The sequence below is a fragment of the Alteribacter populi genome (assembly GCF_002352765.1).
GTDB lineage: Bacteria > Bacillota > Bacilli > Bacillales > Salisediminibacteriaceae > Alteribacter > Alteribacter populi.
Genome location: NZ_KZ293963.1, coordinates 3,569,840 through 3,592,785 on the forward strand (window position 1 = coordinate 3,569,840; position 22,946 = coordinate 3,592,785).

Here is a 22,946-nt window from a genome sequence, read left to right on the forward strand (position 1 = left end):
AACATGGAACAAACAGGTAATCAATTGCTGTCAGGTTTAAACCCTGAGCAACAAAAAGCGGTGAAACATGGGGCTGGCCCGCTATTAATTATGGCTGGAGCTGGGAGTGGGAAGACGCGAGTTCTCACTCACCGAATTGCGTATTTAATTGGTGAAAAAGGCGTAGCTCCTTGGTCAATTTTAGCTATTACCTTTACGAACAAAGCCTCTAGGGAAATGAAAGATCGAATTGGAAAAATCGTTGGAGGTTCTATTGCTGAAGACATTTGGATTTCGACGTTTCACTCGATGTGTGTAAGGATGTTAAGAAGAGATGTCGATCGGATTGGTGTTAATCGTAATTTTACGATTTTGGACGGATCAGACCAAATGACGGTCGTAAAAAGGTTAATGAAAGAGCAGAATATTGATACGAAGAAATTTGAGCCGCGAAGCATTTTAGGCTCGATCAGCTCGGCTAAAAACGAATTGAAAACGCCGAAGGATTTTGGGAAAACAGCTTCAGGTCCGTATGAAGATACTGTATTAAAAGTTTATGAAGCGTATCAAAAAGAGCTTAAGAAAAATCATGCGTTGGATTTTGACGACTTGATTATGATGACGATTAAGCTGTTTAAACAAGTTCCTGAAGTGCTGGAATTTTATCAACGAAAATTTCAGTATGTGATGGTTGATGAGTATCAGGATACGAACAGAGCGCAATACATTCTTGTGAAAATGCTGGCCGATCGCCATAAAAACATTTGTGTTGTTGGGGATTCAGATCAGTCGATTTATCGCTGGCGCGGGGCGGATATTCAAAATATCCTTTCCTTTGAAAGTGACTATCCGAATGCGGTTGTCATTATGCTTGAGCAAAATTATCGATCAACGAAAACCATTTTAAAAGCAGCGAATGATGTGATTGGAAACAACGCGAATCGGAAGCCGAAAAATCTGTGGACCGAGAACTTAGATGGTGAGAAGCTTGCGTTATATGAAGCAGATAATGAGCGTGACGAAGCTCAGTTTATTGTTGGGAAAATAAAAGAAATGACTGACAGCGGTAAATATTCAGAGTCAGAAATTGCTGTCCTTTATCGAACAAATGCTCAATCTCGTGTGATTGAGGAAATGTTCGTCAAGTCTAACCTTTCCTACACGATCGTCGGCGGTACAAAGTTCTATGACAGAAAAGAGATTAAAGATGTCTTGGCCTATTTGCGAGTGATCGCGAACCCGGATGACGATATTAGCTTGCGTAGAATTGTCAATGTACCAAAACGCGGGATCGGCGCTTCTACCGTGGAGAAGATCGATCATTTTGCCGATTTGCAAGGAGTATCTCTTTTCCGTGCCCTGCAGGATGTAAATGAGATCGGTTTGAGTGCGCGGGCGCGTAACTCTTTAGCCGAATTTATCGACCAATTAAATGGCTGGGTCCAAATGCAGGATTATTTATCAGTCACTGAACTTGTTGAAGAACTGTTGGATAAAACCGGTTATCGCGCGATGCTAAAAAATGATAAGAGCTTGGAATCCGAAAGTCGTCTTGAGAACATTGAAGAATTTTTAACTGTAACCAAAGAGTTTGAAAAAACAAATGAAGATAAATCATTAGTTGCCTTTCTAACCGATTTAGCACTTATTGCAGATATTGATAAAGTAGACGATGAAGAGGAAGACAGCAATCAGGAACAAATCATTCTGATGACTTTGCACTCTGCAAAAGGGTTGGAGTTTCCTGTTGTGTTCTTGATCGGACTTGAAGAAGGGGTGTTTCCTCATAGCCGTTCTCTTATGGAAGTAGTAGAGATGGAGGAGGAGCGCCGACTTGCTTACGTGGGAATTACCCGTGCCGAAAAAGAATTATATTTATCTCGGGCAAGAATGCGCACGCTATATGGTAGGACGAATATGAATCCAGCTTCCCGCTTTTTGAGTGAAATTCCGGAAGATCTCCTTGATTCGTTTAAAGAAGAAAAACCAACACCGGACTGGATGAAGACGTCCACAGCCTCTCGAAATAAGCCGTCCTTTAGTCAACCTGGCCGCGCAGCAAGATCGGACCAAGGGAGTACTGGAGGGGCGGCACCTGCACCTGGGAGGACGAGAATGCGCACGCAAACAACGACGACAGGTGGCGACTCGTTTTCATGGGCTGTTGGTGATAAAGCTGCTCATAAAAAGTGGGGAACAGGAACTGTTGTAAGTATGAAAGGGGACAAAGAGAACGTCGAACTCGATATTGCTTTCCCCGAAGTTGGCGTTAAGCGTCTTTTTGCCAAGTTTGCCCCCATAACAAAGCAGTAAGGTGGGAACCGAATGGATCGTAACGAAGTGAAAAAACAAATCGATCATTTAACAGATACATTAAACGACTATGCTCATCATTATTATGTATTAGATGAGCCTAAAGTGTCAGATGCCGAATATGACCAGCTTCTTCATGAGCTTATGGAACTGGAGAAAGCGAATCCGGAGCTGAAGCGAGACGATTCACCCGGGGAGCGTGTAGGTGGAGAGGTCCTCGATTCGTTCAAAAAAGTGCAGCACGACGTACCGATGCTTAGTTTGTCGAATGCCTTTAACGCACAGGAGCTCCGCGATTTTGATCGCCGCGTTCAACAAGGGATAGGGCGTAGTCTACGGTATAGTTGCGAATTAAAAATTGACGGGCTAGCAGTGACGTTAAAGTATGAACAAGGCAAGTTTGTTCAAGGGGCTACTCGAGGAGATGGCACGACGGGTGAAGATATTACAAGGAATTTAAAAACGATCCCGTCGATTCCACTCCGATTAAAAGAACAAGCAGACATTGAAGTCCGCGGCGAAGCTTTTATGCCGAAGCGCTCCTTTGAACGTTTGAATGAAGCAAAAGAAGCACAAGGAGAGCAGCTGTTTGCGAACCCGAGAAATGCAGCAGCTGGTTCGTTGCGCCAACTTGACCCGAAAATTGCAGCCAAACGAAGTCTTGACATTTTTGTCTATTCTATCAGCCGATTACAAGGGAAAGAAATCTATTCTCATCACGAAAGTTTAAATTACGTGAGTGAATTAGGCTTTAAAATTAATCGTCAGCATAAAGTGTGTGACACGATTGATGAAGTTATTGACTACTGTGAGAGCTGGTTGGAAAAAAGAGCAGATCTACCTTATGAAATTGATGGGATTGTTATTAAAGTAGATGATTTGAATGCTCAAAAGGAATTAGGATTTACCGCGAAAAGTCCGCGTTGGGCAACGGCTTTTAAGTTCCCGGCTGAAGAGGTGATCACCACCTTGGAAGAGATTGAATTAAATGTCGGTCGTACAGGTGTGGTCACACCAACTGCAGTTTTATCCCCTGTTGCAGTAGCGGGTACGACAGTGAAGCGTGCGTCGCTTCATAATGAGGATTTGATTCGTGAAAAAGACCTCAAGCTTGGTGATAAAGTCACGATCAAAAAAGCCGGGGATATTATCCCGGAAGTTGTTAATGTTTTAACCGAGCAGCGTACTGGAGATGAACAAGACTTCTCCATGCCGACTCACTGTCCTGAATGTGAAAGTGAACTTGAACGAATCGAAGGAGAAGTTGCATTACGCTGTATGAACCCGAAATGCCCTGCGCAAATTCGTGAAGGTCTTATCCATTTTGTTTCTCGTAATGCGATGAACATTGATGGTTTAGGCGAACGTGTAATTGCCCAGCTTTTCCAGCACGGTTTGATCCAGGATGTGGCGGACATTTATAAGCTTGAAAAAGGAGAACTGCTCAAGCTTGAACGGATGGGGGAAAAATCCGTTCAAAATCTAGTCCAAGCGATTGAGGTAACGAAAGAAAACTCACTTGAAAAACTGCTGTTTGGCTTGGGTATTCGTCATGTAGGATCCAAAGCTGCTCAGACGCTAGCCCAGAAGTTTGAGACAATGGAAGCTCTCCAACAGGCAACAATCGAAGACTTGATTGCCATTAATGAAATTGGCGATAAAATGGCTGATGCAATTGTAACCTATTTTGATAAACCAGAAGTCACTAGCTTGATCCAAGAGCTGGCTGATGTCGGTGTAAACATGGTATACAAAGGACCGAAGCTGCGTGACGCAGAAGAGATGGACTCGCCATTTGCGGGGAAAACGATCGTTCTCACCGGCTCGATGGAACATATGAACCGAAATGAAGCGAAAAAGGAAATCGAGCTGCTCGGAGGTAACGTCACCGGAAGTGTGAGTAAAAATACCGATTTACTCATTGCGGGTGAAAAAGCGGGATCAAAGTTAAAGAAAGCACAAGAGCTGAATATAGAAATTTGGGATGAAGCGAGAATGCTGGAGGAATTAGGCGGATAATTCACTTGGCAACAAGGGCGCTGTCATCAATGGTGAGGAGTGTATAAGGTGACAAAACGACTCGGTGTGCTTAGTATCGTAGGTTTACTCGTTCTCTCTGGTTGTTTGCCAGCCTTAGAACGTGAAGAAGAAGTAATTGTCGTAGAGGATGAAAATGAAGAAGACGAGTATGAATATGTGATTACCCCGACACTGGAGACTCCGGAAAATTATTACCGCAATGTTCTTCGGGATGGGGCGTATCAGCGTAGTCCGGCGAGAGGGAATGTGGCTCACTCAATGAATAACCGCATTGATATTGATCAATTCGAAGTGGGGCTTATGGAAATAGCGTCAGCTAATTTTAGTCAGGATGATTATTACTTTCAGGAAGGTGAGTTTTTAAATGGTAATACCATTAATTCATGGTTGCGACGCTATGATCCTTCTGAAGAGCGATATGAGCATGGCTTAAACCCGAGCTTAGGTGATGGTGATGATCTCGAAGAACAAATGCGCAAAAACCCGGCCTATTTATCGCATATTATGGAGCATAATTACATGTACGAAGAAGGGGAAGACGGAGTCCAACTCGGAGGAGTCGTGATCGGATTAGGACTTCGATCGATTTACTACTTCCGTACAGAAGATGATGAAGGGCGTTACTTATTCCACGAAGAAGCCTTAGATGATGAGGAAGTGGAAGCTGCCGGAAAAGAAATGGCCCAAGAAGTTCTGGAACGACTCAGATCTTTAGAGGAACTTCAAGATGTTCCGATTGTTATCGCACTCTATCAGGAAGAAAAGCAAAACTCTCTCGTACCCGGTTCGTTTATTGCCATGGCTGAATCGAACAGTGGAACCGAGCTTGGAGGGTGGGAGCAAATTAATGAAGAGTTTTACTTTTTCCCATCAAATGCGGCCACTGAAAATCGACGCGACCAAGCTGAAGCTTTTAATCAGTTCAAAAATGATGTAGATGACTTTTTTGACCACTCAATCGGTGTTGTCGGGAGAGCCAGGTATAAAAATAACGATATTCAGGAAATGAAGATCGACGTGAACCTTCAGTCCCATGGAAAGGCAGAAATTATTGCGTTAACACAATTCATCAGTGGAAGGTTAAGTTCTACTTTCACATTTGATGCATCGATACATGTCTATTTAGAATCGGTGAGCGGAACGGAAGCCCTGATAGTGCAGTACCCAGGTGAAGAACCGTTTGTTCATGTATACCAATAAATTTTAAAATAAAGGTGTCTCAAAGGGTCGTTGTTTGACTTTTTTGAGACACCTTTTTTTAAAGGTGAAAAATTGAATGAATTCCTCATAATTCTAAGCTCATGCGGCTCAAGGGCTCTAAGACATGGAAAAAGGAGCACCTCCCCAAATGTCGAATTTAGTAAGTCACCAAACAATCGAAATGAAATGGGAGGAAACCCCTCGTGTCTATTGTACGAGAGAGCCCTACGTAGTTGGCCGGAATCTGCAAGACAAAACGGACCAGCCAAGACCCCGCAGGGCGCATTTCCCAAGGAGGCTTGGCGGTTCGTCCGTGGAAAGCGAGCAGATGGAGGCCAACGTAGCTACATAAAAAAGCCCCTCTTAATTTAACACTAAGCAAGTTGGAGACCGTAGCCAAGTTTTCTTTATCGCTTTACGGCGTAAGGGAAAGTTAGACTTCCTTATTCAATAGATCAATGTGAAAAGCTCCTTCGATTGACCTATAATAGACGATCGGAAAAAAGAAAAATTCACCAAAATGACCCGGACTTTATGTCGATTGTGTGAAAAAATGAAATTCATTTAAATTTTTTTTAGTGAATATATATGACTATATTTATATGAAAGCGGTTACATTTGGAGGAACTATGTATATTTATTCGCGAAGACGATAGAAGAATAATATTTACAATGTTCTGATATTTATTTTGTGTTATAGTTCTGCTTGTGCCTTAAATCGGAGAGAGACAGAACAATCTTGAAAATTCTAAAAGTTGCATAGAGGTGAATAAGAGCGATCTGTCGAAATCTGTAGGTATTATTGTGAGTAAGGTCAGTCACAGTAGCAAATGCTAACAAATACTTAGAATAACGAGAGTTTACAAAACATAAAGGAGGGATAAATGTGGAACACTCATTAACAGCAGCAACTTGGTTCTGGCTATTCGTCCCAATGCCGTTACTCGTCATACTATCAATTATTACATTTTTCACTGAGAGGAGAAGATAAGACATGGAAACGTCAACGTTAATTACGTTTATTATTTATTTAGTAGGTATGCTTGCCATCGGGTTAGTTGCATACAAAATGACTAGCAATTTATCTGATTATGTATTAGGTGGTCGTCGTTTAGGAGGAAGTGTTGCTGCATTGAGTGCGGGTGCTTCTGATATGAGTAGTTGGTTGTTACTCGGTTTACCAGGTGCGATGTATGCTGCTGGTATGACAGAAATCTGGATCGGTGTCGGTCTTGCCATTGGTGCCTATTTAAACTGGCAATTTGTCGCGACTCGTCTTCGTATGTACACAGAAATTGCAGGAGATTCAATTACGCTCCCTGATTTCTTTGAAAACCGTTTTAAGGATGAAACAAAAGTTCTTCGTATTGTATCAGCCATTGTTATTTTAGTGTTTTTTGCGTTCTATACATCTTCAGGTCTTGTAGGTGGAGCATTGTTATTTGAATCCGCATTCGGGCTTGATTATACACAAGCATTATGGATTGGTGCTATCGTTATTATTTCATATACGTTTTTAGGTGGATTTTTAGCTGTAAGTTGGACTGACTTTGCTCAAGGGATTCTCATGTTCCTTGCGTTGATCGTTGTACCAATCGTAGCCATTCAGCAAATGGGTGGTTGGGGAGAAACCGTCGATGCTGTAGGAAACATTGACCCTGTTTATCTTGATGTGTTTACAGGTACAAGCTTTGTCGGCATTATTTCGTTATTAGCATGGGGTCTTGGTTACTTCGGTCAGCCTCATATTGTTGCCCGTTTTATGGCGGTCAAATCTAAAGATGAGATTCCTAAAGCACGTTTAGTTGGTATGACGTGGATGGTATTTGCGCTATTCGGTGCCATCTTTACTGGTTTTGTCGGGATTGCATTCTTTGCCGATGCACCGCTTGCAGATTCTGAAACAGTTTTCATTCAATTTACCCAAGTCCTCTTTAACCCATGGGTATCTGGGTTCTTACTCGCTGCGATTTTAGCTGCGATTATGAGTACGATCGACTCCCAGTTACTTGTATCTTCAAGTGCGTTAACAGAAGACTTTTACAAAGCGATTTTCCGTAAAAGTGCATCTCAGCAAGAGCTTGTATGGGTAGGCCGTATTGGTGTTCTTGTAATCGCACTCTTTGCAGTTGCGCTTGCTTATAATCCTGAAGCAACTGTCCTTGAGCTTGTAGGTTATGCTTGGGCCGGATTTGGTGCTGCATTTGGACCTGTTGTTATTCTCGCGTTGTTCTGGAAGCGAATGACGAAAAATGGTGCACTTGCAGGTATGCTCGTCGGTGGTGCAACAGTTATCCTTTGGGATCTGTTCGTGCCAAGTGCACTATATGAAATCATCCCTGGATTTATCTTCGCCTGGGTTGCTGTTGTCGTTGTCAGTCTAATGGGTGAAGAGCCTTCTAAAGATATTCAAGAAGAATTTGACGAAGTACAAAAGAGCCTGTAAAAGGTATTTGAAAATAGCGTCTCCCTCCAAAATGTGAGGGGGGCGTTTTTTAAAAAGATTTATGAGAGGACAGCTACCTTCACGCCGCTCGTCTCAAGATACAGCGGAGAAGAACGCTTTTGTGAAAAGGCAAATCTGGAGACCGTAGCCAAGCTGGAAAGTGTTTAAAAGCTCTTCTGCGTAGTTGGCGAATCTAGCAGGTAGCCTCTGCACCTCAAAAAATGCCTCCCACTCACCCTGCGCTTTGTTGCTTGTGTTAACCATCTTTGGTATCATCAGTTTATTATCTTACATACGAAATGGCGTCTTATTAAAATGATGGAGGTAGAGAAATGGAGCGGATCACAAAGGATCAAATAAAACATGTTGCTCACTTAGCGCGCTTGGAATTCAGCGACGATGAAGTGGAAAAGTATTCCGAGCAACTGGATGCTATTATCAATTTTGCTGAGCAGTTAAATGAATTAGATACGACAAATGTTGTCCCGACATCTCATGTGTTTGATGTACGAAATGTCCTCCGTGAAGATGAAGTGAAACCTTCGCTTACTCAAGAGGATGCGTTAGCTAATGCACCAAAACAAAAGGACGGACAAGTGAAAATCCCATCTGTTTTCACACCTTAAGCTCTAAAGGGCCAAAGTATAACTGCAACGAAGGCTTCCCCAATTAGCGGCAAGCTAATTTTTCTTTAAATAGAGGAGTGACCCTATGTCAATTTTAGACCAGAGTTTTACGCAAATACACGAGCGTTTACATAAAAAAGAACTATCGGTTAGTGATTTGGTTGATGCTTCGTATAAAAGAATTGCCGAGGTTGACGATCAAGTAGGTGCTTTTTTACATAAGAACGAAGAGGCAGCGAGAAAGCACGCTGGAGAACTTGATGAAAAGCTCGGTACTGATGAAGTGAAAAACGGCTTATTCGGTTTGCCGGCTGGGATTAAAGACAATATTAGCACTAAAGGAATACGCACGACGTGTGCGAGTAAAATCCTCGAAAACTTCAATCCTTTGTACAACGCGACTGTTATCGACCGGTTATCCGCTGATAGCATGGTGACAATCGGGAAGCTGAATATGGACGAGTTTGCGATGGGGTCATCGAACGAAAACTCCGGATATAAGCTGGTGAAGAACCCGTGGGATACAGCACGTGTGCCAGGTGGCTCTAGCGGTGGTTCAGCTGCGGCGGTTGCTGCAGGTGAAGTCTTATTTTCACTTGGCTCAGACACGGGTGGCTCTATCCGTGAACCTGCAGCGTTTTGTGGGGTTGTAGGGTTAAAGCCGACGTACGGAAGAGTTTCACGTTTCGGGCTAGTCGCTTTTGCATCATCACTAGATCAAATCGGTCCTATTACGAGAACAGTAGAGGACAACGCTCGTGTGCTGCAATCGATTGCCGGGCACGATCGACTCGATTCAACAAGCGCCAGTATCGATGTCCCGGATTATAACGCTGCACTAACGGGTGATATTAAAGGCTTGAAAGTCGCTGTACCTAAAGAGTACTTGGCTGAAGGCGTAGATCCTGAAATTCGCGGGAAAATTAAAGAAGCGCTCCACGTTCTCGAAAGCTTGGGGGCTACATGCGAAGAAGTTTCTTTGCCACATTCTAAATATGCCGTTGCGACGTATTATTTACTTGCATCATCCGAAGCGTCTGCGAATCTAGCCCGTTTTGACGGGATTCGTTACGGTGCGCGAGTAGAAGATGAAAATCTTATTGAAACGTATATGAAAACACGAAGCGAGCATTTTGGAGATGAAGTAAAGCGTCGTATTATGCTTGGAACGTTTGCGTTAAGCTCAGGCTACTACGATGCCTATTATAAAAAAGCTCAGAAAGTCCGTACATTAATTAAACAGGACTTTGATGAAGTGTTTCTTAATTATGATGTCGTTATTGGGCCGACAACGCCGACAACGGCATTTAAAATTGGCGATAAAATTGAGGATCCGTTAACGATGTATGCGACTGATATTTTAACGATTCCAGTAAATTTAGCCGGTGTTCCTGCGATTAGTGTCCCTTGTGGGTTATCAGAAGGGTTACCTGTAGGTTTGCAAATTATCGGGAATCACTTTAAAGAAGAAACCGTCTTCCGTGTCGCCCACGCTTATGAACAAGCGACCGACCATCATAAACTAAAGCCGGAACTATAAGGGGGGTGGAGAGAATGAAATTTGAAACGGTCATTGGACTTGAAGTTCATGTGGAGTTAAAAACAAATACGAAAATCTTTTGTAGCTGCTCAACAGAGTTTGGTGCGCCACCGAACTCGCAAACGTGTCCAATTTGTCTAGGACACCCTGGTGTACTGCCAGTTTTAAATAAAAAAGCGGTGGAATTTGCGATGCGGGCAGCCTTGGCACTTAACTGCGATGTCGCGAAAGAAACGAAATTCGATCGAAAGAACTATTTTTATCCAGATAGCCCGAAAGCGTATCAGATTTCTCAATTCGATAAACCGATTGGTGAAAACGGTTGGATTGAGATTGATGTGAACGGTGAGAAAAAACGAATGGGCATTACCCGACTTCATTTAGAAGAAGATGCAGGGAAACTAACCCACGTGGATGGGGAAGGGCACTCCCTCGTTGACTTTAACCGTGTTGGGACGCCATTAATTGAAATTGTCTCTGAACCGGACATGCGCTCACCTGAAGAAGCGTATGCTTATTTGGAGAAGTTAAAAGCGATTATGCAGTATACAGAAGTGTCCGATTGTAAAATGGAAGAAGGATCACTAAGATGTGACGCCAATATTTCACTCCGCCCAGTAGGGGAAGAAGCTTTTGGCACGAAAACGGAATTGAAAAACTTAAATTCGTTCGCGAACGTCCAAAAAGGCGTGGCATACGAAGAAGTTCGTCAGGCAGAAGTGTTATCTTCTGGTGGTGAGATCCTACAAGAAACGAGACGGTGGGATGCAGATAATAAGAAAACGATTCTTATGCGTGTAAAAGAAGGCTCTGATGATTATCGTTATTTTCCAGAACCAGACCTTGTCGACTTGTATATTGAAGACGAATGGAAAGAGAACGTTCGCTCCGAGATTCCTGAACTTCCAGACGCACGTCAAAAGCGTTATACGAAGGAGTTAGACTTGCCTGAGTACGATGCTCAAGTTCTTACACAGCAAAAAACGATGAGTGACTTCTTTGAAGAAGGGCTCACGTTTGGAGCACCAGCGAAGCTTCTATCCAACTGGATGATGGGTGAAGTGAACGGGTACCTCAATGCAAACAATAAAGAAATCAGCGACGTCCCGCTAACTGCTGAAGCGTTAGCCAAGATGATTGGGCTAATTGAAAAAGGGACAATATCGAATAAAATTGCGAAGAAAGTTTTTAAAGAGCTGATTGAAAAGGGCGGAGAGCCTGAACAGATCGTAAAAGATAAAGGTCTTGTCCAAATTACCGACGAAACCGAAATTCGTAACATGGTCAATGACGTTTTAGACGGAAATGATCAATCAATTGAAGACTATAAAAACGGAAAAGATAAAGCGATCGGCTTTTTAGTCGGGCAAGTGATGAAAGCTTCTCGTGGTAAAGCTAACCCGCAAATGGTCAACACAATGCTTGCAGAAGAAATTAACAAGCGTTAGCTGTACCTAGTATAAAAGGCTCAAATATCGAGGGTGTCTCAAAAAAGTTTGAGACACCCTCGTTTGTAATTTTCTGTGATGTTTGTTAGGATAAGACAATGTGAATAAGCGCACAATTTTAAAAAAGAAACCGCAAATTAACGATAACTGGAGGAGACGATTTGAAAAAAGAAGCTCTTCAATTCTTACTACTAATTACGTTAACGATCGGCTTTTTTGTTGGGTTGATTTCTCTTGTCATCCTAGGGATCTGGGGAATTGGGGTCAACCTCGTTCAAATAGAATCAGGCTTTAGCGTCATGATATTTGCATTTGCTACATTTGGCTGGATCATTCCTCTTCAGCTTTTATCATTACTAAGAATGCTTCCGGTGCAACGACGACCATGGCGTATCGTGTTTCCGTACGTAGAAGCTCTTTTTCAAATTTCAGTGTTTGTCCTTTATCTGATTGGGCTAAATGCTACCATTACCACTGTTAACTTCTCCAATATCGGTTTGGTGGCGTTTGCGGTGACAATGGTAATGTTAACGAAGCTCGCTTTTATGAAGATGAATGAACAGGCCAGAAAGGTTCGGAAACGAGAAATAGAAAAATATTTATCCAATGAATAGGCAGCGCCTCTTTATTTCGGCTCTTTGATCATACTCAAAAATGTCATGTTGGATCCTTTAACTTTACTTGAAAAATACTGCTGTTCTATAAAGCCAGTTTTTAAATAAAGGCGAATTGCTCGCTTGTTAAATGCAGCAACCACAAGGCGGAACCGCTCCGTACTGTATGTATCTCCTAAAAACTGCAAAACTTTTTTGAAGAATTGTTCACCAATCCCCATTCCGGTTAGCTCGGGTTTTAAGCCAATTCCGATATCCAAAAAGCACTGTTTTTCATACACTCCGGTATCATAGCCCCCTGGCACCCGTGCTTCCTCACCGGTACAACAAAAGCCAACAAGTTCATTCTCTTGATTGATCACGGAAAAATAAGATCCGTTTATAAGCTCCTGTAAACATTCGTTCGTAGGCTCTAAATTATAAATCGAATAAGGCTCCGGGTATTGCCAAAATAAGATTTTTTCTGCATGAAGGGGACGCATTTTCACAAATGTCAGCTTTTCTGCTTTGGATAAGTCGTTCATTATTTTCACCTCAGTCTTCCATTTCATGCTAAATATAATTCTTCGATATACGAAGCATTTTTCCTTCCCCTCTTTTGAAAAATAGTCACGAAAAAGATTATGGGTATGTTAAAAAGGAAGCGAATATTGAGGGGGATGAATGATGAATGACCGTTTGGCTTATATTTTAGCAGTATGTCTAGTCAGTCAGATAGCTATGACAGCTCCACAAGTATATTCAGCACCATCTGTTGTGACGCTGCTACAACAAGAAGAACCAGCGTATGCTAAGTGGGGAAAGCTAGCGGTTGAAAAAGTAAAAGAGCGCTATCCTGATTATAAAGTAGTCGACTATTTACATATCGGTAGAGAAGAAGGAGAAGAGGATAATCAAGCTACAGAAAAGTTCAAATTGTGGTTAAGAGATGATGGCGAGTGTGAGTTTGGCGTGTTTATTAACATTACCTTTGATCTCAAAACGGAAGAAGTAATCGAAATAACCTATGAAAAAACAGATCGGTAAAAAGGGTTTTTCAAAGAGGAGAAAGAAATACATATGAATAATGAAATGTGAATGGGGAGCGAGCTCCTCTTCTTTTTTTGTGTGTACAGAAGCTGAAGAAAGTTGGAGGGGAAAGCTGATGTTTTTTCAAAATACACTCACCACTGAGCAAGAATTAAATGCCCTTATAGGTAAACCGAGCGAGCTCGTTCAGCGAAAAACCATTGATATTATTGATGATCATTGTAAACGGTTTATTTCGATGTCACCATTCTTGATTATCTCGACATCTGACGACCAGGGAGCCTGTGATGCGTCGCCAAGGGGAGATGCTCCTGGATTTGTTCACGTTCTCGATGAAAAGCATCTCATTATTCCTGAAAGACCTGGGAATAAAAGAATGGACAGCTTGCGAAACATTTTAGCAAATGATCGAATCGGGCTTCTTTTTCTCATTCCTTCATTAGGTGAAACATTACGTATAAACGGGACAGCGTCGATTGTAAAAGATGAAGAGCTGCTTACACGTATGGCTGTGCGAGGGAAGAGGCCATTGCTTGGAATTGGCGTAAGGATAGAAGAGTGCTTTGTTCATTGTGCTAAATCAATCAAACGCTCAAAACTATGGAATTCGGATACTTGGCCAGATACCGAGGTGCTTCCGTCTGCTGCTAAAATGCTGACTGATCATGCGAAGTTGGATGGGATGGATGAGCGAGCGATGAAAGATAGGCTGGAGAAAGGGTATCGTGAGAAGCTTTATTAGCGTAGTTTGTAATAATTTGTCGAATCGCCGATAAAGCAGGAATTTCCGCTGATAAACTGGGCACTTCCATTGATATCGCCATAAGTTTAGAACATTTTGCTGCTCAACGCGCACTCTTAATCGAAAAATTGCAACTTTGGGTAGAATTGATCTGCTTTTATATAGAATAATGATTGTTTTGTGTAGAATTGCTACCAAAGCCTTTTATTAGAAGTTGATTGCTTCATACAAACCTCTTATCTTTAATGAACGTATAGTAAAATATACGTCCTTTTTACGGAGGAGGAACGATTGTGATCGGAATTATTGTGAGTAAGAAGCAGTTTTTTCAACTAGTAAACGATACATCGAAGGTGGAGAAGCTTTCCTTTTATCAGAGATTTGCAGATGAGCATAATGCACCGATTGTTTTTTACTTTTTAAGTGAGAATGTGGTCATTCATAAGCAGGTGGATGGCTATGTGATCAGGAAGCAAACGAAACCGTTGCGAAAGACAATGGCACTTCCGAGAATCACCTATTGCCGGGCGGCGATACCAAAAAGGTTTCGCAGTCAGCTAGACTCCCTGGCGAAGAAGGAAGGCTATCAATTTTATCAAATTCAGTCCGCGAAAGAGCGGAATAAGTGGCGGCATCTGAGTTTTTTGAAAAATGATTTGAATCTTTCAGCTCATATTCCTGAGACGAGAAAGTTATCTTGGAAAAATATGATGGAGGTGTTAAATAAACATAAGCGTGTGATTTTGAAGCCGGAGAGAGGGGCGTTGGGGAGGAGGATTATCGCTGTCAATAAGGGTGATAGCAGGTATTTAGTGAAAAGGAAAGTGAAAAAGAAGCTTAAGATTGAAACGTTAACTGCAAAAGAGCTGAAGGATTTTTGCCTTTCTTTGAATCGTATTCCTTATTTAGTGCAGCAAGAAATACAATCGGTTACTTGGCGTGGGCGGACGGTCGAGTGCAGGATGAGTGTGCAAAAGGCAGTGGGCGGGACGTGGCAAGTAACTGCGAAGGCAATCAGGCTGGCGCAAAGAGGCGACTATTTAACAAATATTGCCCAAGGGGCGACGGCGCATCCGTTCAGCAGAGGTTATATTTCAAAAGCAAAAACGAATGTCGAGGAGTTGGGGTGTCAAATCGCCTCCCAATTAGAAAAGAACTTGCCGATCATCGATGTTGGACTGGATTTGATGGTTGATACGGCCGGGCGTGTTTGGTTTATTGAAGCGAATTTAAAAGATCAGCGTCTTACGTACAAAGCGGCGGGGGAGTTGGAAGCGTGGTATGAAGCAACCGCTCAGCCACTCCGTTATATTTTAGCGAAAGAGGAGAAAATATGGAACAACGCACAAAGCGTCTCAAACTGATTTCTTGTACGTTAGAATTGATCGAACAAATAGAGGACGATTATCCGTGTGGTGAGCATATGACGGATTTTTTGAAAAAGCTAGAAGAAGACGCTGCTATTGATGGCTGGGGTCCTTGGGTTGTTTTTCAAAACGGGAAAGCGATCGGTGATATTGGTTTTAAAGGTGAACCTACGCCAATTGGCACGGTGGAAATTGGCTATGGGTTTATGACCGATTTTAGAAATAAAGGCTATGCTACTGAGGGTGTAAAAGCCTTAATTGAGTGGGCATTTCAAAATGAGAGAGTAGAGAAAGTGCTGGCGGAATGTGCAGTGGACAATGTACCGTCTATACGAGTGTTAGAAAAACTAGGGTTTGACGTTTTTGTTGAAAAGGATGGGATGATTTATTGGGAGTTGAAGGGATAAAACCAAGTAATAGCGCATAAAACCGATTGTCAATTAAACGGTGATGGGAAGTAAATAAATGCCATTCTCTCTCTAGAACATCATATGTTTAGTAGGGGGAGTTTCTATTGAATAAGTTTTTCCTTTTATTTTGGTGTGTAGTTTAAGTTTTGGAAGTCGTACAACCTATGCATGACACAATGGGCAAGGCTGATCAGGATAACGTTGAAGACAATAGGAGAAATGGTGAGATGATTAATAATGACTTTCTACGAATTCCTCCTAATAGAGAACGTAAACTATTGGAATCCGTACTTTTATCAAACGGCCCACTGCCATCTCCTTATCAGCCAGAGGAAAAAAGGATGAAAGAGAAGAATTACCGGAAAAAAACAATATAAAGCGTATTTCTTTATGAAAACGGACAGGCTGCTAATGCCGTTCGTTTTTTAAACATTTCGAGATACGATCATTTAGGTGAATTAACGGAATGAATTTCACAATTCTGAGCCCAGAAGGCTTGGCGGTTCGTCCGCGGAAAGCGAGCAGATGCAGGCCAACGGAGCTGCAAAAAGACTAGTTAGTTCAAGATTTACCTAAAACATTAAACCTATGTGACGGGTAGGTCTTTGTAACAGTAGGTCATTTACCTTTAACGTTATCACTTGCATGAATGTAATAAGATAAAGGTGAATCTATATTTTTACCTCAAATTAGAAGGAGTGGAAGCATGAAATTACATCATCTTAATTTAACTGTGACAGATGTTTCAGCTACGAAGACTTTTTTAGAAACCTATTTTGGTATGCGGTGTATTAGTAGTCGGGGGAACGGGTTTGCGGCTATGTTTGATGACGATGACTTCGTATTAACCTTAATGAAGGGAAAAGAGGTTCATTATCCGAACACCTTTCATATTGGATTCCCGGTGGAAAGTGAAGCGGAAGTAAACAATATGTATCAACGTTTAAAAGAAGGTGGGTTTGCAGTTGAGCCTCCCCAACATGCCCATGGTTATACTTTTTATGTAGAAGCTCCTGGAGGATTCACTGTCGAAGTTCTGTGCTAATTGTGCGCCAATGAAATAAAACAGCTTAGAGATTTATACTTTCTCTAAGCTGTTGCCGGTTATTGATTCACTTTTTCAGCTGGTCTGGTGTCGGATTCATTTTTCGTATAAACGGATTGGCCGTTTACGATCGTTTCTTCAACTTCTGTGTAGGCGTCAAAAGGGTGCTTCGTCCAGATAACGAGATCTGCATCTTTCCCTTCTTCAAGAGATCCTACACGGTCCTCGACGCCAATGTGACGAGCGGCTTGGCTAGTGATTGCTCTGAATGCCGTTTCTTCACTTAGTCCAAATTTGACCGCATTAGCCGCAGAGGTTGTTAAATACTCAATCCCGATCACGGGGTGGTCGGTTGTAATTGACATGGGGACGTTGTATTTATCAAGCTCGACTAACGTATGGAAGCCTTTGTCTGCAAGCTCCACTTTTGAACGCGTGGACATTGTTGGGCCGATGGAAACGTGTACGCCTGATTCTGCAACTTGTCTCGGGATTAAGTGCCCTTCAGTGCAATGCTCAATTGTAACGTCAATATCGAATTCTTTTGCAATTCTCAAAGACGTGAGAATGTCATCTGCGCGGTGAGCGTGTGTGCGGAAAGTGATCTCTTTATTTAGAACAGGAATAAGCTGCTCCATTCCTAAATCGCGATCCTTTACTTCGCCTTTTGCTTTTTTCTCCTTATAATCTTGCGCTTTCATTAGTGTTTCTCTTAACAAACCAGCAGTTCCCATTCTGGTCATTGGGGAAACGCTCTTTTGACTATATACCCGCTTTGGATTTTCACCAAATGCCCCTTTCATTCCGGATGGATCTCGAATGAGCATTTCGTCGACGACATGTCCCGCGGTCTTAAGGACGACCATTTCTCCACCAATCACATTCGCACTGCCTGGCATCACTTGTACAGTCGTAACGCCACATTCCCTCGCGTCTTGAAAACCGCGTTCTCTCGGGTTGATCCCGTCCAGTGCACGAATATGAGGCGTTAAAGGCTGGGACGTTTCGTTAAAGTCCTGTCCTTCTGTTCCAAAGCCTGATTCGTGCACTCCTAAATGAGTATGGACATCAATAAGGCCGGGTGTCACGTATTTTTCTTCACAATCAATCACTTCCGCATCAGCTGGGATTGCAATGTGATCACCTGCACCGATGATCTTTTCACTGTCGATTAAAACAGTGGCATTCGTGTATGTATTTCCTAACCCGTCTAAAACAGTCGCATTTGTGTATGCTTTCATTGTTTTTGTCAGCTCCTTTTTTGGTCTTGATGTATTCTTATATTCAGTCTTTCGTTAAACTAAATAAAAGTCCTGCATAAATGTTCAATTGTAATCTATTTGTTATTTTGGTCGCTATAAACAATGAGCTAGTGAATGGAAGGGAGTAAAGTGAGGTGGGCAAAGTGGTGTATGATGGTGAATTGCGATATTAAATGCGCAGATGTCGGCTTTTTGGTTGTGGACATGGATCATGATTTAAGAGAGAGTAAAATGGAAGATAACCTACTTAGAATAATGGGTGAACGTTAAGGGATAGTAAGTAGGAGAAGGGGTTAAAATGCAAAAGTCGTTTGGCGTCTTCCTTGAAGAATAAGCGTAAGGAGATGACTAAAGTAGATGCCATTTGCAAAAGAAAAGCATCAACCATCTATTTACTATGAAACGATAGGCAAAGGGACACCCATTATTTTTATTCCACCACCGGGCGTGGGACATTTAACCTTTCGTTATCAAGTCACTTTAATGGATGTATGTAAGGTAATTACTTTTGATATAAGAGGTGATTGTCGCAGTGGTCGAAGCTCTGAACCGATGACGATGACACAATTGGCTTATGATGTGAAACGAGTGCTAGATGCCAATCAAGTAGATAAAGCGATTATCTGTGGTTACTCAAACGGAGCCTATATCGCCCAAGAGTTTGCATTCATCTATCCAGAGCGGACAGCAGGTGTCATTCTCATGGGTGGATACTTTGCAGTAAGGAGCTTTTTGTTGGAGAAAGAATATCAAATAGGCGTATGGGCTGCCAAAAATGAGTTAATGACGCTATTAGCAGCGGCTCTTGCTAAAAGCCACTTTTCTGATAACCAGCATATGAAAGAATTGTATTCAGAAATAATCCGAACAGACCCACAAATGTTAGCAAACCAATATCACCTTGGCTTACATTACAGCAGTGCAGACCGGCTACAACAAATAAAAGTACCTTTACTATTAATTTACGGTGCGGAGGATTATTACATTCAATCTTACCAATATCTATTTCGCAAGGTAGTCCGTGACATAGAAGTTGTGTATATCCAGGGAACAAAACATCAAGTGCCTACAAAAGCCCCATACGAGTGTAATGCTTTAATTAGAAATTGGATGACACGAAAAAAGTTGATCAAGCCATATAAGACAGTAAAAAAACGCATGTGATGGTACCGACCCCGAAAGTTAGAGCGGAAAAACTAACTTTCGGGGGTGTTTATTATGGCCAAATATAGTGGAGAATTTAAAATAATGCTTGTCACCAATTATCTATATGGAAATCTTGGATATGGGTCATTGGCCAAAAAAAAATAATATGGCTGGATGAAGACATTTCGTGATCAAGGAGTAGAAGGCCTGAAACTAAAATCAAAGGGGTGGCCTTCTATGTCTAAGAAACCTAATAATCAGAAGAAAAAGGAAGAAAAAAAGTTTACACTAGAAGAAGAATTAGAACGTGAGCATGAACTACTAAGACTGGAGAATGCGTATTTAAAAAAGTTGAAAGCTTTTCGCTGAGAACGCCTTTTACGAATTAGCATTATACTTCATAAAAAACTCTCCTTTCCTCACCGACAATAATTTCTGATGCTACACTCATCAATAGCACCATTACAACGATGACAGCCTTTCCTCTAAAGCTAATCTGTTTGTTGAAGAAGGATTTAAATTGAACTTTTCAATAATAACTTTTCCGTTTGTTCAAGATGTAAGCTAAGGTGTTGGCTATAAGCGATATAAATAAAGATACCACTATTGAAAAGGTTATTGCAGTAGTTAAGTTTAAAAATCCAAAATAGGAAAATAACAAAAGAAAAATAAGTGGTATACCAAACCACCTTGATTTTACTACTCCTTTCCAACCTATAATTACAGTGTTTTTCTTTTGTATCTTTGAAAATATAAGAGGAGAAAAAATAATAAATAAGAGTACCAAAGAAAAAAATAACCCAAACCAATCAAACTGCTTCATATATTAACTCCTTTCAATAAGTCGCATCATACTTATGTCTTTTGGTATTGAAGGATTTTCTCCTCATTAGTGTAACACCATTTTCCCATTATTTGGACAAAAAAAGAGCTGCTTAATTGCAACTCTAAAATAACTAAAGCACTCGTTAGCTTAATAAATAGACCCTTTAGATTTTCTCTAATATTACATAGTTGTTAATGTAATTCCTTTACCTTTGAAGAGTTCCACGCTTGTTTCGGCAATCAAATAATAAGTGGATAAGACTTTCGTAATACGGGAGAAATTCTTCATTTTTGATCATCGTCAAAATTTCTTCCTTGCTTGCCCATTTCACGTTTTGAACCTCTTCATACTGTAAAGTGAGCGTATGTAAATGCACATCTTCTTGGATTAAATAAATATCATCAAATCCATTCTCAAAGTTAATTGTTAAATGAGGTCGAATATGCTGAAAATCTACTTTCAAACCAATCTCCTCATGCAATTCTCTTTGCGCAGCAATTTGACTAGTATCCCCAGCTATGGCACTCCCTCCTGCAGTGAGATCCCACAGATTAGGCCACCCCTCTTTGAAGGACTGCCTTTGTTGAATGAGCATTTCACCGTTTGAATTAAAAATACATATATGAATAACTAAGTGAAAATCCCCTGGTTCAAGCTCGTTACCGCGAACCCATGTACGATTTGTTTTGCTTCGATTTATATCATATAAATCCCATAATTCCATCAGAGTTCCTCCAATTTCAGGTGACGTTATTTTGAGTTTAACCACTTAACCTTTATTCAACTAACGCTTCCCGATAACGCAACAAGAAACGAGCTTCTATTAGCTGGTTTTATTGAGGGTATATTACCCTTGTCTTGAAGCATAATCAAGTATTTCTTGGTACAGTTCGTTCCAATCATGAAAATATACAGTTACTTCATTTGGATTTATAAGAATTCTTTCTTCTGACTCATACTTGGCTCTAAAGTCATGTAATTGGTCAATGTTCATACGGTAAAAAACTTGATAGCCTACTTTAGGGTAAGGACTATTTTCATCCCAGTTTGGGTTTTCATTATGATCAACTATAATATTGCCTAATAGAGAGCAACTCCCTGTAACATACCCTTCTTCATATGCTTCACGCTTTAAACATTCTTCAGGGTTTTCTTCATACTCAATATGACCACCTGGGAAGTCCCAACCTCTATGGTTTAAATTGACTAATAATAGATTATCATCCTTAAAACAAAATCCATGAACACTTGTTATTAGTTCTCTTGGTGGGAGTTGTTTATCACGTTTCCAAGTTAATTTTACTTTTGCTTCACCCCAATTCACATATTTTGTAATCATGTATTTTCTCCCCTTATAACCCTATAATTTCTTCAACTCTTCTGCTTCGTTAGTCTTAAAAAAATGTATGAGCTTATTAAACGATTAAATACTACATATATTCAGTAAAAAAAACAAAGTAAACATAGTTTCCATAGAAAGAGTAACACAAATACATCACTATTGTATCTGGAGCTGATGTTAATGAAAGTGCAAGAGGTTTTAATTAATGACAGAAAGAGATTTTTGCTTATTGATAGGGAAAACAAACCTGTCGTTCCTGTTATAAGGTTTCTTAAATATCTAGATAACATTGGAAAAGCCGAAAATACACTAAAGTCATACTGTCACTATTTAAAGTTTTACTTTCAATTTTTAAATGAAAAAGAAAAAGAGTACAAGGAAGTGGATCTTGATCTTCTGGCGGAGTATATATCTTGGCTAAGAAGTCCATATCAATCTACTAAAGTAGTTCAATTTCAACAAACAAAAGCAAGGAGATCTGAGCGGTGATTACGGCCACTCGAATGTACCACTCTCGCCATGTTTTTTACCATCGAGTGACAAGGATTTTACCACACAACGCCAATGTGGTTACCATTGAATAAAAAAGCCCCAAAGATTAATATTTTAATAATCTTGTAGGACTTTTTTTTACGTTCAGCTTAGTTAGGTTTGTTATCGAAGTAGTTCTTGATCATTTTCCTCGAACCTTGCCAAATATCCTGCTCTGTCCAAGTATGAGGAAAAGGCTCCTCACCATAGACACTCAAAAGCTCTGCTTTTAGTTCTTTAGGAAACGGATACCAGGCTTTATATCCACTCCCTCATTTTTTTGAACAATACTGTATATAAGCTTCCGTTAGTTTGAGTACGTTTTTTCATAAGCTAAAATTAAAACTATGTTTCATCTATTATTTGCTGTAATATCTTTTTGCTTTCTGCGTCTTTTTGTCTTGGTGTTCGACCAATTTGTTCATAAACCTCTTTCTCTTCCAAAAGTTGTGTTGGGTTTAATACATGGGCTGATATGCCATTCAACATAAAAGTTTGTGGAAGCAAAGAATCTGGTCTCCATACCCATTCAGGTAATCCATTCAAAATAAGGTTTCCGGTGTCTGAACGGGTTATATAGCTAAATGTGATTTCTACATTCCCCTTGCAAAAATCAGACTGTCTATTACAAAATTCTTCTTTAACTTGGGTCTTTTCATAACCAGCTTTTAATAGTTCATATTCTAATCGGTCCCTATTTTGTACCCACGTTACTAAATCAATATCGTCATGTAGGCGAGTAATCTTGCCAAGTAGAAAGTCAATTGCCCATCCGCCCCGCAACCAAAACTTAATATCAAACCCTTCAGCAAGGGCTCCGATTTCACTCAATACTTTTAGTTGTGACTTAGTTTGTGCCTCAAAAATTTCATGTGTAATGGTAATTCTCCTGTCTCCCAACATTTATATAGAAATTTCCAGATTTAAGCAGCCTACCTGTTAGCAAAACAAACATGGTAATCGCTGTTCCACTAATGCATCCCGTTAGCGTAATTACAATTTTTCACATACTTTGGGAGGTTTCAATTTATCTAAATTTC

The 22,946-nt window shown here is 40.9% G+C and carries 22 protein-coding genes; 17 read left to right on the forward strand and 5 right to left on the reverse strand.

Translation table 11 applies throughout. The features are described 5' to 3' along the window. Positions 1–3 precede the first annotated feature (3 nt). From pcrA to CDZ94_RS16580, 8 genes are all read left to right on the forward strand, one after another. Positions 4–2,292 (forward strand): DNA helicase PcrA, encoded by a 2,289-nt coding sequence (gene pcrA / locus CDZ94_RS16535; protein ID WP_096438909.1) that lies wholly within the window; start codon positions 4–6, stop codon positions 2,290–2,292. A gap of 12 nt (positions 2,293–2,304) precedes the next feature. Further along, a complete protein-coding gene (gene ligA, locus CDZ94_RS16540) occupies positions 2,305–4,311 on the forward strand; it encodes an NAD-dependent DNA ligase LigA (RefSeq protein ID WP_096438911.1) in 2,007 nt (668 codons plus the stop codon). A gap of 48 nt (positions 4,312–4,359) precedes the next feature. After that, positions 4,360–5,532, forward strand: a complete 1,173-nt coding sequence (locus CDZ94_RS16545) for a CamS family sex pheromone protein (protein ID WP_096438913.1) — start codon at positions 4,360–4,362, stop codon at positions 5,530–5,532. A 994-nt stretch (positions 5,533–6,526) separates the two neighbouring features. After that, positions 6,527–7,978: a sodium/proline symporter PutP gene (gene putP, locus CDZ94_RS16555; protein WP_096438917.1), complete on the forward strand. Its 1,452-nt coding sequence runs from the start codon at positions 6,527–6,529 to the stop codon at positions 7,976–7,978. Positions 7,979–8,310: 332 nt separating this feature from the next. Then, complete coding sequence (gene gatC / locus CDZ94_RS16565) at positions 8,311–8,604, forward strand: Asp-tRNA(Asn)/Glu-tRNA(Gln) amidotransferase subunit GatC (RefSeq protein WP_096438921.1); 294 nt, start codon at positions 8,311–8,313, stop codon at positions 8,602–8,604. An 85-nt stretch (positions 8,605–8,689) separates the two neighbouring features. Beyond that, on the forward strand, positions 8,690–10,144 hold the full coding sequence (gene gatA / locus CDZ94_RS16570; RefSeq protein ID WP_096438923.1) for an Asp-tRNA(Asn)/Glu-tRNA(Gln) amidotransferase subunit GatA: 1,455 nt from the start codon (positions 8,690–8,692) through the stop codon (positions 10,142–10,144). Positions 10,145–10,158: 14 nt separating this feature from the next. Then, a complete protein-coding gene (gene gatB / locus CDZ94_RS16575) occupies positions 10,159–11,592 on the forward strand; it encodes an Asp-tRNA(Asn)/Glu-tRNA(Gln) amidotransferase subunit GatB (RefSeq protein ID WP_096438925.1) in 1,434 nt (477 codons plus the stop codon). A gap of 161 nt (positions 11,593–11,753) precedes the next feature. Further along, positions 11,754–12,206: a hypothetical protein gene (locus tag CDZ94_RS16580; RefSeq protein WP_096438927.1), complete on the forward strand. Its 453-nt coding sequence runs from the start codon at positions 11,754–11,756 to the stop codon at positions 12,204–12,206. Between the two features lie 11 nt (positions 12,207–12,217). On the opposite strand, the gene CDZ94_RS16585 is transcribed toward CDZ94_RS16580, so the two are convergent. Continuing rightward, positions 12,218–12,730 (reverse strand): GNAT family N-acetyltransferase, encoded by a 513-nt coding sequence (locus CDZ94_RS16585; protein WP_096438929.1) that lies wholly within the window; start codon positions 12,728–12,730, stop codon positions 12,218–12,220. 142 nt (positions 12,731–12,872) lie between these two features. Between CDZ94_RS16585 and CDZ94_RS16590 the strand changes: the two genes are divergently transcribed. The 6 genes from CDZ94_RS16590 to CDZ94_RS16615 all read left to right on the forward strand — a co-directional run bounded on the left by CDZ94_RS16590 (position 12,873) and on the right by CDZ94_RS16615 (position 16,799). After that, a complete protein-coding gene (locus CDZ94_RS16590) occupies positions 12,873–13,232 on the forward strand; it encodes a DUF3889 domain-containing protein (RefSeq protein ID WP_245415750.1) in 360 nt (119 codons plus the stop codon). A 118-nt stretch (positions 13,233–13,350) separates the two neighbouring features. Continuing rightward, on the forward strand, positions 13,351–13,977 hold the full coding sequence (locus CDZ94_RS16595) for a pyridoxamine 5'-phosphate oxidase family protein (protein WP_096440950.1): 627 nt from the start codon (positions 13,351–13,353) through the stop codon (positions 13,975–13,977). 293 nt (positions 13,978–14,270) lie between these two features. Then, positions 14,271–15,341, forward strand: a complete 1,071-nt coding sequence (locus CDZ94_RS16600; protein WP_096438931.1) for a YheC/YheD family protein — start codon at positions 14,271–14,273, stop codon at positions 15,339–15,341. Beyond that, positions 15,311–15,751, forward strand: a complete 441-nt coding sequence (locus tag CDZ94_RS16605) for a GNAT family N-acetyltransferase (protein ID WP_096438933.1) — start codon at positions 15,311–15,313, stop codon at positions 15,749–15,751. Before CDZ94_RS16600 ends, CDZ94_RS16605 begins: the two co-directional genes overlap by 31 nt. 230 nt (positions 15,752–15,981) lie before the next feature. Further along, positions 15,982–16,131: a hypothetical protein gene (locus CDZ94_RS21610; RefSeq protein WP_210421733.1), complete on the forward strand. Its 150-nt coding sequence runs from the start codon at positions 15,982–15,984 to the stop codon at positions 16,129–16,131. 329 nt (positions 16,132–16,460) lie between these two features. Further along, positions 16,461–16,799 (forward strand): VOC family protein, encoded by a 339-nt coding sequence (locus CDZ94_RS16615; protein ID WP_096438937.1) that lies wholly within the window; start codon positions 16,461–16,463, stop codon positions 16,797–16,799. A 59-nt stretch (positions 16,800–16,858) separates the two neighbouring features. On the opposite strand, the gene CDZ94_RS16620 is transcribed toward CDZ94_RS16615, so the two are convergent. After that, positions 16,859–18,040 carry an amidohydrolase gene (locus CDZ94_RS16620; protein WP_096438939.1) on the reverse strand — a complete coding sequence of 394 codons (1,182 nt, stop codon included), beginning with the start codon at positions 18,038–18,040 and terminating at the stop codon, positions 16,859–16,861. 378 nt (positions 18,041–18,418) lie between these two features. On the opposite strand from CDZ94_RS16620, the gene CDZ94_RS16625 reads away from it, so the two are divergent. Both CDZ94_RS16625 and CDZ94_RS21870 read left to right on the forward strand, forming a co-directional pair. Continuing rightward, the gene (locus CDZ94_RS16625) at positions 18,419–19,225 is read left to right on the forward strand and encodes an alpha/beta fold hydrolase (RefSeq protein WP_096438941.1); all 807 of its coding nucleotides are present in this window, start codon (positions 18,419–18,421) and stop codon (positions 19,223–19,225) included. Positions 19,226–19,444: 219 nt separating this feature from the next. Beyond that, the gene (locus CDZ94_RS21870) at positions 19,445–19,576 is read left to right on the forward strand and encodes a hypothetical protein (protein ID WP_280951863.1); all 132 of its coding nucleotides are present in this window, start codon (positions 19,445–19,447) and stop codon (positions 19,574–19,576) included. Between the two features lie 662 nt (positions 19,577–20,238). On the opposite strand, the gene CDZ94_RS16635 is transcribed toward CDZ94_RS21870, so the two are convergent. Further along, the gene (locus tag CDZ94_RS16635; RefSeq protein WP_096438945.1) at positions 20,239–20,757 is read right to left on the reverse strand and encodes an NUDIX hydrolase; all 519 of its coding nucleotides are present in this window, start codon (positions 20,755–20,757) and stop codon (positions 20,239–20,241) included. 123 nt (positions 20,758–20,880) lie between these two features. Then, positions 20,881–21,372, reverse strand: coding sequence for an NUDIX hydrolase (locus CDZ94_RS16640; protein ID WP_096438947.1), 492 nt, complete (start codon positions 21,370–21,372; stop codon positions 20,881–20,883). Between the two features lie 183 nt (positions 21,373–21,555). Here CDZ94_RS16640 and CDZ94_RS16645 point away from each other — a divergent pair, with 183 nt between their 5' ends. Beyond that, a complete protein-coding gene (locus CDZ94_RS16645; RefSeq protein WP_096438949.1) occupies positions 21,556–21,864 on the forward strand; it encodes a site-specific integrase in 309 nt (102 codons plus the stop codon). 387 nt (positions 21,865–22,251) lie between these two features. Here CDZ94_RS16645 and CDZ94_RS16650 read toward each other — a convergent pair whose 3' ends face one another. Further along, positions 22,252–22,809: a nucleotidyltransferase domain-containing protein gene (locus CDZ94_RS16650; protein WP_198546732.1), complete on the reverse strand. Its 558-nt coding sequence runs from the start codon at positions 22,807–22,809 to the stop codon at positions 22,252–22,254. Between the last annotated feature and the right edge of the window lie 137 nt (positions 22,810–22,946).